We start from the raw sequence: 11,978 nt of genomic DNA on the forward strand, positions 1-11,978 counted from the left end.
GTCGCGAACCGTACGCGGGTCGTGGCACGGCGGCACGGACAGCGGGAACGCCGTGCCGTCGCCAGGCGTTCAGTCGCGGTAGGCGGCTTCGGCGATCTGGACGAACGAGCGGAGCAAGGGGTTGGTGTCGCCCTCGCGCCACGCCACCACGACACGGCTCGGCGCCATGTCGGCCAGCGGGACCACGGTGAGGCCTCGACCGGGCCGGTGGTTCAGGAGCGTGAGGCCGACCGTGCCGTTCCACAGAACGGCCTGCCGGCATTCCTGGACGGCGCGTACGACGGGTCCCTCGCGGGGCTCGCCGCCGTTCCAGTACGACTGCCAGAGCGGATCGGTTCCGGCCGGGAAGACGAACCAGCCGCGGTCGGCGAGGTCGGCCAGGGTCAGATGCTCCCGCCGGGCCAGCGGATCGTCGGCGCGCAGCAGCGCGCCCACCGGGTCGGCGCGCAACTCGTGCACGCACAGACCGGTTTCGTCGAACGGCCTGCGGGTCAGGGCGACGTCGACAAGGCCTGCGTGCAGCCCGCAGGTGGGATCGGTCAGGCCGGTCTCGTGGATGCGGATCTCCACACCGGGGTGTCGTCGACGGTAGGCGCCGGCCAGCCGGGCCGCGCCCGCATCGGTGCTGTCTCCCAGGATGCCGACGGTGAGGGTGGCCGCTCCGGCCGCCGCGGCCATGCGCACCCGGGCGCGCTCGGCGTGCGCGAGCAGGGCGCGCGCCTCTTCGAGGAGTACCGTTCCCGCGGCGGTCAGCGCGACTCCGGAGGACGACCGGTCGAACAGCAGGGCGCCCGCCTCGGTTTCCAGCTGCTTGATGGCGCGGCTCAGCGGCGGCTGACTCATGTGCAGCCGGGCGGCGGCCCGGCCGAAGTGCAGTTCTTCGGCCACCGCCACGAAATACCGCAGCGTACGGAGCTCCATGCTGCGACGATACCCATCCGGTATCGGCGTCGGCCAACAGGTCTTGGACGCGCGCCGGGCCCCGGCGTTGCAATCGATCCATGACTGACCCATCGAAGAGCCACCAGCCCGCCGTCGACCCCGGCGTATTCGTGGTAGGCCCGGGTGACGGCGAGACGATCGTCCTGGGCACCACGCGCCTGCGCATCCTTGAGGACGGCAGCAACACCGGACATCGTCTCGGCCTCGCGGAATCCGTCCTCGCGCCGCATACGCCGGGCCCGCCGCAGCACCGCCATGCCCAGCACGACGAAGGTTTCTACGTCATCTCCGGCGCCGTGCGCTTCACGGTCGGGGACAGCGACCACGACGCCGTGGCCGGCACCTTCGTCCTGGTCCCGCCCGGAGCCCCGCACACGTTCGCCAACGTCACGGACCAACCGGCCGTCATGCTCAGCACGTTCACACCCGACCTCTATGTGCAGTACTTCCGCGACCTCCAGGACATGATCGCCGGCGGCCGGGCCATGACCCACGAGGCGACCCTCCAGACCATGAGCAGGTACGCCACCGAGCCGGCGACGGATTCCGCCGACGGCTCGCAGGGGCGCGGGCGCGTCGGCTGACGACGGCGGACGCATGCCGGCCGGGCAAATCCCGGCCTCCCCACGACGGCCGTGCCGCTGCAAGACACGGCATGAGTTCCATGCCGCCTACCGACGCGGCCGGGCCGTCGACCCCACCTGCTCACCATGAAGGGACATCGTGAACGTCGCCTACTGGATCCTGGCCGGTCCGCTTGCCCTCTTCTACCTCTACTCGGGCGGCATCAAAACCGTCCAGGACCGTGCACGGCTCCGGCCGATGATGGCCTGGGTGGACGCCATGCCGATGCCCGCCGTGCGGACGATCGGGGCGATCGAGGTGTGCGGCGCGATCGGCCTGGTCCTCCCGCCGCTGACCGGCACCGCCCCTTGGCTCGCCCTCGCGGCAGCCATCGGGTTCGAGGCCTTGCAGACCGCGGCGATCGGAGTGCATCTGAGCCGCGGGGAACGCGAGATAGCCCTCAACCTGACGCTTCTTGCCGTGGGAGCGATGGTGATCTGGACGGCCACGACATGGCTGTGACGTCGTACAGGACGATGGCCCGGGGGGTTCGTGGCTCTCATCCGTAGGAAGGCGATGCATACGGGCCGGTCGTCGTGGTTCTGCCCCGGGCGGAGGGATCCAGCCTCATTTGGCGGCCGCCACCGGGGTGGTGCGTCCCTACGACAGCCCAAGGGCCGGCCCCGGCAACGGGAAAGCTGCCGGGGTCGGCCCTGAGAGTCCGTCACTTGCGCCAGAACAGATGGTGCGCCACCCCGCTCGGGCTGGGCACCACCTCCAAGTGGAACCGGTCCAGCAACTCGTCGGGGGACTCCCACAGCCGTACTCCCCTCCCGAACTTCACCGGTGAGACCGCCACATGCAGGGTGTCGACGAGGTCGGCGTCGAGGAATTCCCGGATGGTGGTGGCTCCGCCGCCGAGCCGTACGTCCTTGCCCTGCGCCGCTTCGCGTGCCTGCTGGAGGACCGTGACCGGGTCGCCGTCGACGAAGTGGAACGTGGTGTCGGAGAGCGTGATGGAGGGACGCTTGTGGTGGGTCATGACGAACACCGGCGTACGGAACGGCGGCTCGTCGCCCCACCAGCCGCACCACTCGTGGTCCTGCCAGGGCCCGCGCTGGGGCCCGAACTTGTTGCGGCCCATGATCTCGGCACCGATGTTCCGGGCGTAGTCCCGCGTGATGTAGTCGTCAAGGCCCCGGCTCCCCCCGGGCTCGGTGCGCATGGGCCAGCTCGCGGTGGCGCCGGCCCAGGCGAACAGCTGCCCGGGATCGACATGGCCGAAAGGCCGCTCAAGGGTCTGGTCCTCCCCCGCGCGATTCCGTCGCTCGACACGTTGAAGTTCTGCACTCGCAGTAGCTGAGCCACGTGTTCCCTACCTCCTGTGATGACGATGACGGTGAGGAGACTTTCCGGGCCGGACAAACTCATCGCCGCGTCGGACGCCGGAAAGGGGGCTCCCGGCGTCGATGACGCTCGGCCGGCGGGTCCGGTCCGTGTCCGCTCACATACTGCCGTCAGAAGGGAACAACGGCATTCGGGGTGTCCGTGGCGCGCGGGGTCGAGCACGGACGGCAGGCGCCGGGGTCGTCGGGCAGCCGATGGGGGGCCCGACTTGCCCGGGCGTGCCGGCTCCGGTTCAGGCCCCTATGGCCGGCTTCAGGACCTCCTCGCACCACTGCCGGAACGTCGTCGGTGTCGTCGACTCGTGCGTGCGCGGCACGGCCTTGTCCATGCCCTGGTTCTTGGCATCGAACATGTCGACCATGGCCTGTGCCATCGCCTCGCTCGTACCGAAACCGGTCAGGCGTTCCTTGAGAGCGGCGCCGGGCGTCTGCCGGTAGCCGATCTCCGTGCCGAGGACGTCGGAGAGGGTGCGAGCCATCTCGATGGGCGTCAGGTCCTCGGGGCCGAGGCAGGCGACCTCGCCGGATCCGCGCCACGAGTCGTCGAGGAGCAGGCGCGCCGAGGTGGCGGCGATGTCGCGCGCGGCGACGACGGGCGTCTTCAGGCCGGGATCGGACATCAGCGAGAACATGCCCTGCTCCTTCATCGCACGGACCTGGTGGAGCAGGTTGTGCATGAACGAGGGGCAGGTGACCGCTCGGTAGGGGACGCCCGAGGCGCCGATCAGGTCATCCATCGCAAGGGAGGCGGTCACCAGCCCTGCCTGCGCGGCCATCGGCGTGCCCCGGCCCAGTGCCGAGATGCCCACCACGCGCTGGACACCGTGGCGTACGAACGCCTCGCAGGCCGGCCGGGTGAAGTCGACGTACGCGGCGAGGGCGCTCGATCCGGCCGGGTCGCCCGGCGCGAGCCAGAACACCGCATCGGCGCCCTCGCATGCCCGGTCGATGACGGCGGGGTCGCCGTGCGAGCCTTCGACGATCTCGGCCCTTTCCCGTACCTGGGGCGCAAGCCGCTCGGCATCGCGGACGACGAGACGCAGGGGCACGTCACGGCCGAGCAGGTCGTCGACGAGCTCGCGTCCGATGGTGCTGGTGGGGGCGGTGATGACGTACATGGGGATCCTTCTGTTGCGAATGGTGCGGTGGGTGTCCCGGGTGTCGTGGATGGCACGAGGGGGGTGGGTGTCGCGGGCGTGGTAGATGTCGCGAGGGCCGTGGGCGTCGCCTGCGTCGGAGATGGCGTGAGGGCCGCGGGCGTCGTAGATGGCGCGAGGGTCGAGAGCGTCGTGGGCGTCGTGGTTCACGCGGCGCGCGGGATGTACGCGAGCCCGTGGGCGCCCGCCTCGTCGAGCATGGCGATGTCGAGGCGGCCCAGACTGTGCATCGTGTCCAGGGCGATGACGTCGACGGTGGAGGAGGCGACGCAGGCCACGTATCCGATGCGGCCGTCCGGTGAGGAGGTGATGGTCAACGGGCAGAGCCCGACGTCCAGTTGGCCCAGCTGTTCATGGGTCTGGGTGGAGAACACCGTGAGGCGGCCCGGCGCGTGGCGGCCCAGCGCGGACTCGGCGTCGAACACGCCGCGCATCTCGCCCACGAGCAGCTTTCCCGTCGACGTCACGTGCACCGGCAGGACGATGTCCTCGGTGGGCAGCGTGGTGACGAGGGCATGGGTGGCGGCGTCGAACACCCGGATGCCGGTGGGCTGGCGCTGGGCGGCGCCTGCGTCGAAGGAACCGCCGTACGGCGCCGCGACGTAGACGAGCGACCCATCGGGCGCGACGGCGATTCCCTCGCTGCCCGGCACGTCGACCTTCGCGGTGAGCACCCCCCGCTCCAGGTCGACGACCGAGACGAAAGGCGCCTCCTTGTTGGCCGCGTAACCGGTCTTTCCCGAGGGGTCGATGACGAACCAGTGCGGGCCCGGCGCGTCCGTGTCGATGCGGCCGAGCGGGCGCCGGGTCTCCGTGTCGATCACCACGATGCCACCGGGCCGGTCCTTCGAGCCCTCGACGCTGACGTAGAGGCGACCGCGCGCGGTGTCCAACGCCAGTCCGTGCGGGCCGTGTTCGGGAGCGAGGTCGATGATCTCGACGACACGGCGGGTGTCGGGGTCGATGACGGTCAGCTCGGTGCGCCGGCCGCTGTTCGCGTGGTAGTAGCCCGATTCGTACGCGGTCGTGCACCACAACAACCGCTGGGTGGGGTCGAAGCACAACTCGTGCGGCGACGACGGCACTTCGACCGTGGCGAGGTGGCGGTCCGAAGCGGCGTCGAAGAACGACACGGTCGCTCCGCTCTGACTGACCACCGCGAGAACGTCGCCTTCACGACCGGCGCGCGGGGACTGCGGCATGGAAACTCCTACCTGGAATTGATGGGGCGTCAGGCATTCGCTCCGACCCCTCCACTCTCGCCGCAGAGCCCGCGCCACAACAATGCAAAGATAGACAGCCAATAGTTGACTCAGATGGAAACCGGCAGTTCAGGAGCCCCTGATGGACCTCAACCTGTTGCGCGTCCTGCACGCCCTGCTCCAGGAGAACAGCGTGACCCGCGCCGCCGAACGCCTCGGCACCTCGCCCGCGGCGGTCAGCCGCACCCTGGCGAGGCTCCGCCGCACCGTCGGGGATCCGCTGCTGGTGCGCGCGGGACAGGGCATGGTCCCCACGCCTCGCGCCCTTGAACTACGGGACGAGGTGGGCGCGTTGCTGCGCAGTTGCGACAACGTGCTGCGGCCGGGCGCCGGTTTCGAGCCCGTACACCTCCGGCGCACCTTCACACTCCAGGCAGCGGACCTGCTCCTGGTGGGGCTGGCCGGCACACTGATCGACCGGATGCACGCGGAGGCTCCGCACGTGGACGTGGTCTTCCTGCCGGAAGCCGTCGAGGGCGGCCCCGCGCTGCGGCAGGGCTCGGTGGACGTGGAGCTGGGCGTGCTCGGGCACCTGGATCCGGAGATCCAGACGCGGCCGCTCGCCCGCATGCCGCTGGTCGGTGTCGCCCGCAGTGGCCATCCGCTCTTCGACCGGCCGGTCGACGCCCGCCGGTTCGCCTCGGTCGACCACATCGGCATCTCCCGACTCGGCAAGCGCCTGGGGCCCATCGACAGTGCGCTCGGTGAGCTGGGGCTGCGGCGCCGGGTCGCCGTCGTGGTGCCCAGTCACACCAGCGCGATGCTGCTGGCGCGCGAGAGCGATCTCATCGCACTCACGCTGCCGGGCTGGCTGCCCGACGCCACCTCCGCCCTCGGGCTGCGCACCTTCCCCATCCCCCTCGATCTCGCCCCTCTCGACCTCGGCATGGCCTGGCACCCACGCAACTCGGGCGACCCGGGACACCGTTGGTTCCGCGACCACGTCGCGGCGTCGGTGTCGACATCACGATGAGCACACGGTGAGCAAGAAGGAGCGCGAGTACACCTGTCGTCGGGGCGGCGCACCTGGCGACCCCATCCGCTCTCGTCCTCCGCGAGAACTCCCTTGATCTGCAAGCGGGTCGACGCTGCCGCCTGGCCGTGGTCGACGACAGGACACCAGTGAACCGGCGAACCTGCCCGGTCGCCGCGCCATCGTGTTGACCATCCCCGGCAGGCAGTGCTTGAGTCGGCGCGTGGACAGCATCTCTGCCAACCGGCGGTTCTGGAACGAGTTCAGCAGCGCCTACCAGCACAAGCACGACCCGCAGATCGGCGCGACACCCCGGCTGTGGGGCACGTACGCCATTCCCGATGCGCGCCTGCACGCCCTGGGTGACGTCACCGGCAAGCGCGTCCTCGAACTCGGCTGCGGCGCCGGCCAGTGGTCCAGGGCGCTCGCCGCCGAGGGCGCCACCGTGGTCGGGCTCGACCTGTCCGAAACCCAGCTCGCCGCGGCAGCTCGCGCGATGGGAGCGGCCCGCTACCCGCTGGTGCAAGGCGCCGCCGAACACCTCCCGTTCGCCGACGACAGCTTCGACCTCGTGTTCTGTGACTACGGTGGGCTCAGCTGGGCGCCCCCGCGCCTGGCCGTCCCGCAGGCCGCTCGCATCCTGCGCCGCGGTGGGCGGCTGGTGTTCAACGTCGCCAGCCCCTGGTTCGAAGCCTGCTACGACGAAGCCGCCGGCTGCGCCACCACGACGCTGCACCGCGACTACTTCGGGCTGGACACCATCGCCGAAGACCAGGGAGCGGTCAGCTACCAGCTCACCTACGGCGACTGGATCAGGGTCCTGTGCGGCGCAGGTCTCGTCATCGACGACCTCATCGAGCCGCGGCCCGAACCCGAAGCAGCCAACGGCTACAACCAAACCGACCCACCTGACTGGGCACACCGCTGGCCGGCAGAAATGCTCTGGGTGACCCACAAACCGTAAGCCCCCCAATCCGTAGGACCCACAAACCGCATGGTCTTCCCAACTGGGCAAACCGGCCGAAGCATCGAGGCGGGGTGTTGTGATCGGCCGGCGCCTGGCACCCTTCCCAGCGGGGCCGGCCGAGCCACCCGGCGGGCAGCAGGCGCGGTCCCGGCCCGTTCGGCCCTCGCGGAAGGAGCTCAGCCATGGACGGCTGGTACGTGGACGACCGGTGCACCAACTGCGACGTGGCCCGGCAGTTCGCGCCCGACCTGATCGGCGAGGTCGAGGGGAGGTCCGAGGTCCTGCGCGCGCCGGGTGACACGAGTGAGAGCCGGCGTTTCCACGCCGCCGTCTTCGCCTGCCCGACACGCTCGATACGCCCGGCGTCCGGGCGGCCGGACAGCGCGCTCGATCCCTTCCCGATGGCGCTGGACGACGGCGTCCTGATCTGCGGGCACAACTCCAGGCGCACGGCCGGGGCGAACTCCTATCTGCTGCTGCGGCCCTCCGGCACGGCCATGATGATCGACACGCCCCGCTGGAGCCGTGAACTCGCCGAGCGGTACTCGGCGTCGGGCCGGATCACCGATGTGCTGCTCACCCACCGCGACCACGCCGCGCACGGACGCCAGTACGCGGACCACTTCGGTGCGTCCCTGTGGATCCACGAGGGAGACCTCGACGCGGCGCCGGACGCCGACCAGGTGATCCGGGGGCTCGATCCGGTACGGATCGCCGACGGCGTCACCGCCCATCCCCTGCCCGGCCACACCCGAGGGAGCGTGCTCTACCTCGCCGACGACCGGTACTGCTTCAGCGGTGACAGCTTCTACTGGTCACGAGCCGCCAACGATCTGGAGGTCGCGGACAGCGTGACCTGGTATTCCATCGAGGAGTTGGCCGCCTCACTGACGAGGACCGCCGACCTCGTGCGCTTCGAGTGGGTCCTGCCCGGTCACGGCGACCGCCACCGCCTGCACGCCGACGAAATGGCCCAGCGGCTGCGGGCGTTGACGCAACGCACCCAACTGCTGCGCCCCCGGCCGATCGACTTCACGGCGATTCGCTGGTGAAGGAAGCCAGGCACACGCACACCTCGGCCCCGCCACCCTGTCGGGACACCACCCAAATTGGGGTGCGGTCGGCCGAGTTGGGGTGGTAGGGAAGTCATATGAGAGAGAGTCTTGAGTTTTCCGCTCTGCTGCACCTGCTCGACGAGCGGTCGGCCGCGTTCCGCAGCGCGGTTGCCGCCGCACCCAGCCTTGACGCGCCGGTGCCGTCCTGCCCCGAGTGGACGTTGTTCGATCTGGTGCAGCACCTGGGTACGGGTCAGCGCTGGTGGGCCGCGATCGTCGCCGCCGGACCGGCCGAGGGCCCGCCGGCCAAGGATGCCGCGGAGGCGCCGCGCGAGCTCACGGCGCTGCTGGCCTGGTACGCCGAGTCGCACGAGCTGCTGCTGCGTGCGCTGCGCGAGGCCGGCCCGGAGCGCGAATGCTGGACATGGTGGAGCGCGGGCGTGTCGCCGGCGAACGCCTGGGGCGTCGCCCGGCGCCGGGTGCACGAGGTGCTGGTGCACACCTACGACGCCCAGCTCGCCGCGGGCGCCGTGCAGCCGATGCCGGTGGACGTCGCGATCGACGGCGTGGCCGAGTTTCTCGACACCTGCAACTCCACCCCGGCGGCCTGGCCGCACAAAGCCGCCACCATCCACTACCACGCCACCGAGGGCCGCTCCTGGCTCCTCACGCTGGACGGCACCGGCGCCTGGCCCGCGCCCCTCACGGACAACGCCGCGCCGCCCTCCGCTTCGGCCACGGGCACGGCCGAGCAGCTGCTCCTCTTCGTCTGGGGCCGCCTCACACTGAGCGACCTGAAGATCGAGGGCGACCAGCAGGTCTTCGAGCATCTGATCGCCTGGGAGCCCGAGGAGTAGCCGGTCAATACCGTCGGCGGACGGCCGGGTGGGCCCATCAACTCGCCCGCTCGTCAGCCGATCAGCAGCACGATCTTCCCGCGTACGTGCCCGTCCTCTCCCGCGCGGTGGGCGTCAGCGACCTCCGCGAGAGGGAAGGTCCGGATCGGCGGCGGCGAGAAGAGTCCGGCGTCGATCAGGTCGCCCATCTCGGCGAGCGCGTGGACCGCTCGGCCGTCTTCCCCGCGGCTGAAAGCCACTCCGTGCCGCTGGGCCCCGGCGAAGTCGGCGACGGTCACGACGTGCGCGGCGCCGTTCGCGAGTCCGATGAGTTCGGGCAGGATGCCGCTCCCTGCGACATCGAGGGCTCGGTCGACACCGGCGGGCGCGAGAGCCCGGACCCGCTCGACGAAGCCCTCGCCGTAGGCGACCGGCTCTGCCCCCAGCGACCGTAGATAGTCGTGGTTCGCCCGGCCCGCACTGCCGATCACGCGGGCGCCGCGCGCCACGGCGAACTGAACGGCGGCGCTGCCGACGCTTCCTGAGGCGCCATTGATGAGCAGGGTGCAGTCACGCACGACACCGAGCCGGTCGAGTGCGCGGGTGGCCGTCTCGATGGCGGCCGGCAGCGCGGCGGCGACCGGGAAGCCGAGCGACGGCGGGATGGGTGCGTAGTGGGACAGGACCGCCAGCTCCGCCTGGGCCGCCCCCTCCATGGAGAAGCCGAAGACGGGGTCACCGACGGCCACGTCCGTGACGCCGTCGCCGAGTTCGTCGACCAGGCCCGCCGCCTCGTACCCCATGGTCTGCGGCAGCGCTTCGTCCATCAGGCCCTGGCGTTTCTTCCAGTCGCTCGCGTTGACGCCCGCCGCGCGCACCGCGATGCGGACCTGCCCCGGACCCGGACGCGGATCGGGCAGATCCACGATCTCAAGGACCTGTGGACCTCCGAACTCGCTGAAACGGACGGCCTTCATGATGCGCTCCGATCTGGGCCCGGGCAGCGTGCGACGGGGGTGGGATGCGGACCGCCCGTGCGACCCCGCTCGCGTTCACCGCGCAACCCGTGCGTGATCTTATAAGTGCGCCGACGGGCACGCCCAGGGAACGTCCGCCCTCACTTCCCCTCGTAGGTGTCGGTGATCCAGGCGCTGCCCGACCTGCCCTCCATCCGATCACCGCGGGCCGGTACCGCGGTCGTCTCCAACTCCCCTGCCAACCACGGCATTTCGGGAGCGGGTCGTCCGCAAGCACCTCGTCGGCGAAGTGAGCCGCCGTCCGCGCCGGTCCACGCCCGGCGTCCAGCCCGCCGGGCGAACGCCCCCCGTGATCCGCACGGAAGAACGATGTGATCACTCAATCGTGAGTTCCCGCGTCCTCGCGTCCGCCGTGACGCCATGCTCGGCGGCACGGTGTGGCGATGGGACGGGCGCCGGACGGGCGGGCGATGAGTGGAGGACGTTGGCATGACGCAGCAACCTGGACGGCGCGGAGGCCTGGACCAGCAGGCGGTGCTGCTGGCCGCCGGACTGGCCGACCTGGCGGTGAGTACGGCGATCACGGCCCTCGGCACGGTACGCGGACTGCTGCGCCGCTCGGACGCCGCGGATCTGGCGACGGAGGCCGAGCACGACCTCATGGCGCGTGGCCGCCTGTTCCTCGACCGGTACACCGACGTACCCCCGCCGCACCTGGAAGTCCTGGCCCAGCACGTCCTGGCCCGAAGGGCCGGGGACGGTGTCTGACCGGTGGGAGCCCGCCGCGTTCAAGTCCCGTGTGGACGAGGTGCTGCACGGGTTCGTCGCCCACGAAGCAGACCGGTTCGCGGCGATCGATCCGCTTCTGGACCCCGTGGCGGAGCAGCTGGAGACGACGCTCGCGGAGGGCAAACGCCTGCGAGCGGCGTTCTGTTACTGGGGTTGGCGCGCGGCGGGTCAGCCCGACAGCGACGCGCTGGTGCGGGCCGCGGCCTCCATGGAACTGGTGCACGCCGCAGCGGTCGTCCACGACGACCTCATCGACGACAGTCCGCTGCGCCATGGACGCCCCAGCGCACACATCGCCCTGCGCGCCGCCGTCGAGCGAGCCCCGCGTGCGAACGCGGCGGCGAGGTCGCTGGCGATGCTGGTCGGAGACCTGTTGATGGCGCTTGCCGGGCAGTTGTTCGCCACCAGCGGGCTGCCGGCCGCATATCTGGCGAGGGCCCGCCCCCTGTGGTGGGTGATGGCGCGCGAACTGATCGCGGGCGAGTGCCTGGAGATCCTGCGCACCGGAGCCGACCCGGACACCACGGCGTCGCTGAAGGTGATCCGCTACAAGACCGCCAAGTACACCGTCGAGCAGCCCCTGTTGATCGGGGGCGCCCTCGCCGGGGCCGGTACGCGGTTGCGCGAGGGCTACTGCGCGTACGGACTGCCGCTCGGCGAGGCCTTCCAGCTGCGGGACGATCTGCTCGGCCTCTTCGGCGACCCGGAACACACCGGCAAGGCCAACGCCGACGATGTGCGGGGCCAGCGGCCCACGGCTCTCCTGGCGGAGACCTGGCGGCTCGCCGACGGTGAGCAGCGGGAGCTGCTGCGCGCCCTTCTGGGCAGATCCGACCTCGACGGGGAGGGCCTGGACACGGTCCGCGCGACGATGCGCCGCATCGGGGCCCCCGACCGCGTCGAGAACATGATCACCGCACGCGTCGAAGAAGCCCTGGACGTCCTGCACGGCCTGGACGTTCCGCCCCGCGCCGCGGGCGCCCTGACGGCACTCGCGCACTCGGCGGCGATCCGCGTGTCCTGACCACCCGTCACAGCGGGCCCGCCCGC

The 11,978-nt window shown here is 70.9% G+C and carries 12 protein-coding genes and 1 pseudogene; 8 read left to right on the top strand and 5 right to left on the bottom strand.

Annotated features, from left to right (window positions below):
* Nucleotides 1–69 precede the first annotated feature (69 nt).
* Nucleotides 70–921 (bottom strand): LysR family transcriptional regulator, encoded by an 852-nt coding sequence (locus ACGFW5_RS17950; RefSeq protein WP_393835189.1) that lies wholly within the window; start codon nt 919–921, stop codon nt 70–72.
* An 80-nt stretch (nt 922–1,001) separates the two neighbouring features.
* Here ACGFW5_RS17950 and ACGFW5_RS17955 point away from each other — a divergent pair, with 80 nt between their 5' ends.
* Entirely contained in the window at nt 1,002–1,526 is a 525-nt protein-coding gene (locus tag ACGFW5_RS17955; RefSeq protein WP_393835190.1) for a cupin domain-containing protein, read from the top strand.
* A 139-nt stretch (nt 1,527–1,665) separates the two neighbouring features.
* Nucleotides 1,666–2,028, top strand: coding sequence for a DoxX family protein (locus tag ACGFW5_RS17960; RefSeq protein ID WP_393835191.1), 363 nt, complete (start codon nt 1,666–1,668; stop codon nt 2,026–2,028).
* Between the two features lie 202 nt (nt 2,029–2,230).
* Here the strand turns inward: ACGFW5_RS17960 and ACGFW5_RS17965 are convergent.
* The 3 genes and pseudogenes from ACGFW5_RS17965 to ACGFW5_RS17975 form a co-directional block, all read right to left on the bottom strand.
* Nucleotides 2,231–2,874 (bottom strand): annotated as a pseudogene (locus ACGFW5_RS17965) (dihydrofolate reductase family protein).
* Between the two features lie 271 nt (nt 2,875–3,145).
* Nucleotides 3,146–4,030, bottom strand: a complete 885-nt coding sequence (locus ACGFW5_RS17970; protein WP_393835273.1) for an NAD(P)H-binding protein — start codon at nt 4,028–4,030, stop codon at nt 3,146–3,148.
* A gap of 185 nt (nt 4,031–4,215) precedes the next feature.
* Complete coding sequence (locus ACGFW5_RS17975) at nt 4,216–5,271, bottom strand: YncE family protein (protein ID WP_393835192.1); 1,056 nt, start codon at nt 5,269–5,271, stop codon at nt 4,216–4,218.
* Between the two features lie 142 nt (nt 5,272–5,413).
* On the opposite strand from ACGFW5_RS17975, the gene ACGFW5_RS17980 reads away from it, so the two are divergent.
* The 4 genes from ACGFW5_RS17980 to ACGFW5_RS17995 all read left to right on the top strand — a co-directional run bounded on the left by ACGFW5_RS17980 (nt 5,414) and on the right by ACGFW5_RS17995 (nt 9,183).
* Nucleotides 5,414–6,304: a LysR family transcriptional regulator gene (locus tag ACGFW5_RS17980; RefSeq protein ID WP_393835193.1), complete on the top strand. Its 891-nt coding sequence runs from the start codon at nt 5,414–5,416 to the stop codon at nt 6,302–6,304.
* A 223-nt stretch (nt 6,305–6,527) separates the two neighbouring features.
* Nucleotides 6,528–7,268 carry a class I SAM-dependent methyltransferase gene (locus ACGFW5_RS17985; protein WP_393835194.1) on the top strand — a complete coding sequence of 247 codons (741 nt, stop codon included), beginning with the start codon at nt 6,528–6,530 and terminating at the stop codon, nt 7,266–7,268.
* A gap of 185 nt (nt 7,269–7,453) precedes the next feature.
* Nucleotides 7,454–8,323 carry a 4Fe-4S domain-containing protein gene (locus ACGFW5_RS17990; RefSeq protein WP_393835195.1) on the top strand — a complete coding sequence of 290 codons (870 nt, stop codon included), beginning with the start codon at nt 7,454–7,456 and terminating at the stop codon, nt 8,321–8,323.
* A 98-nt stretch (nt 8,324–8,421) separates the two neighbouring features.
* The gene (locus tag ACGFW5_RS17995; protein ID WP_393835196.1) at nt 8,422–9,183 is read left to right on the top strand and encodes a maleylpyruvate isomerase family mycothiol-dependent enzyme; all 762 of its coding nucleotides are present in this window, start codon (nt 8,422–8,424) and stop codon (nt 9,181–9,183) included.
* Between the two features lie 53 nt (nt 9,184–9,236).
* Here the strand turns inward: ACGFW5_RS17995 and ACGFW5_RS18000 are convergent, their stop codons facing one another.
* Nucleotides 9,237–10,139: an NADP-dependent oxidoreductase gene (locus ACGFW5_RS18000; protein WP_393835197.1), complete on the bottom strand. Its 903-nt coding sequence runs from the start codon at nt 10,137–10,139 to the stop codon at nt 9,237–9,239.
* Nucleotides 10,140–10,628: 489 nt separating this feature from the next.
* On the opposite strand from ACGFW5_RS18000, the gene ACGFW5_RS18005 reads away from it, so the two are divergent.
* Together ACGFW5_RS18005 and ACGFW5_RS18010 are read left to right on the top strand one after the other, a co-directional pair.
* Nucleotides 10,629–10,907, top strand: a complete 279-nt coding sequence (locus ACGFW5_RS18005; RefSeq protein ID WP_393835198.1) for a polyprenyl synthetase — start codon at nt 10,629–10,631, stop codon at nt 10,905–10,907.
* Nucleotides 10,900–11,952 carry a polyprenyl synthetase family protein gene (locus ACGFW5_RS18010; RefSeq protein WP_393835199.1) on the top strand — a complete coding sequence of 351 codons (1,053 nt, stop codon included), beginning with the start codon at nt 10,900–10,902 and terminating at the stop codon, nt 11,950–11,952. The genes ACGFW5_RS18005 and ACGFW5_RS18010 overlap by 8 nt, the downstream gene beginning before the upstream one ends.
* Nucleotides 11,953–11,978: the final 26 nt, after the last annotated feature.

Source organism: Streptomyces sp. NPDC048416 (genome assembly GCF_043200435.1).
GTDB lineage: Bacteria > Actinomycetota > Actinomycetes > Streptomycetales > Streptomycetaceae > Streptomyces.

Coding starts and splice junctions, on each gene's coding strand:
- ACGFW5_RS17980 (WP_393835193.1), top strand. CDS start 5,414: ATGGACCTCAACCTGTTGCGCGTCCTGCACGCCCTGCTCCAGGAGAAC.
- ACGFW5_RS17995 (WP_393835196.1), top strand. CDS start 8,422: ATGAGAGAGAGTCTTGAGTTTTCCGCTCTGCTGCACCTGCTCGACGAG.
- ACGFW5_RS17970 (WP_393835273.1), bottom strand. CDS start 4,030: ATGTACGTCATCACCGCCCCCACCAGCACCATCGGACGCGAGCTCGTC.
- ACGFW5_RS17950 (WP_393835189.1), bottom strand. CDS start 921: ATGGAGCTCCGTACGCTGCGGTATTTCGTGGCGGTGGCCGAAGAACTG.
- ACGFW5_RS18000 (WP_393835197.1), bottom strand. CDS start 10,139: ATGAAGGCCGTCCGTTTCAGCGAGTTCGGAGGTCCACAGGTCCTTGAG.
- ACGFW5_RS17955 (WP_393835190.1), top strand. CDS start 1,002: ATGACTGACCCATCGAAGAGCCACCAGCCCGCCGTCGACCCCGGCGTA.
- ACGFW5_RS18005 (WP_393835198.1), top strand. CDS start 10,629: ATGACGCAGCAACCTGGACGGCGCGGAGGCCTGGACCAGCAGGCGGTG.
- ACGFW5_RS17975 (WP_393835192.1), bottom strand. CDS start 5,271: ATGCCGCAGTCCCCGCGCGCCGGTCGTGAAGGCGACGTTCTCGCGGTG.
- ACGFW5_RS17990 (WP_393835195.1), top strand. CDS start 7,454: ATGGACGGCTGGTACGTGGACGACCGGTGCACCAACTGCGACGTGGCC.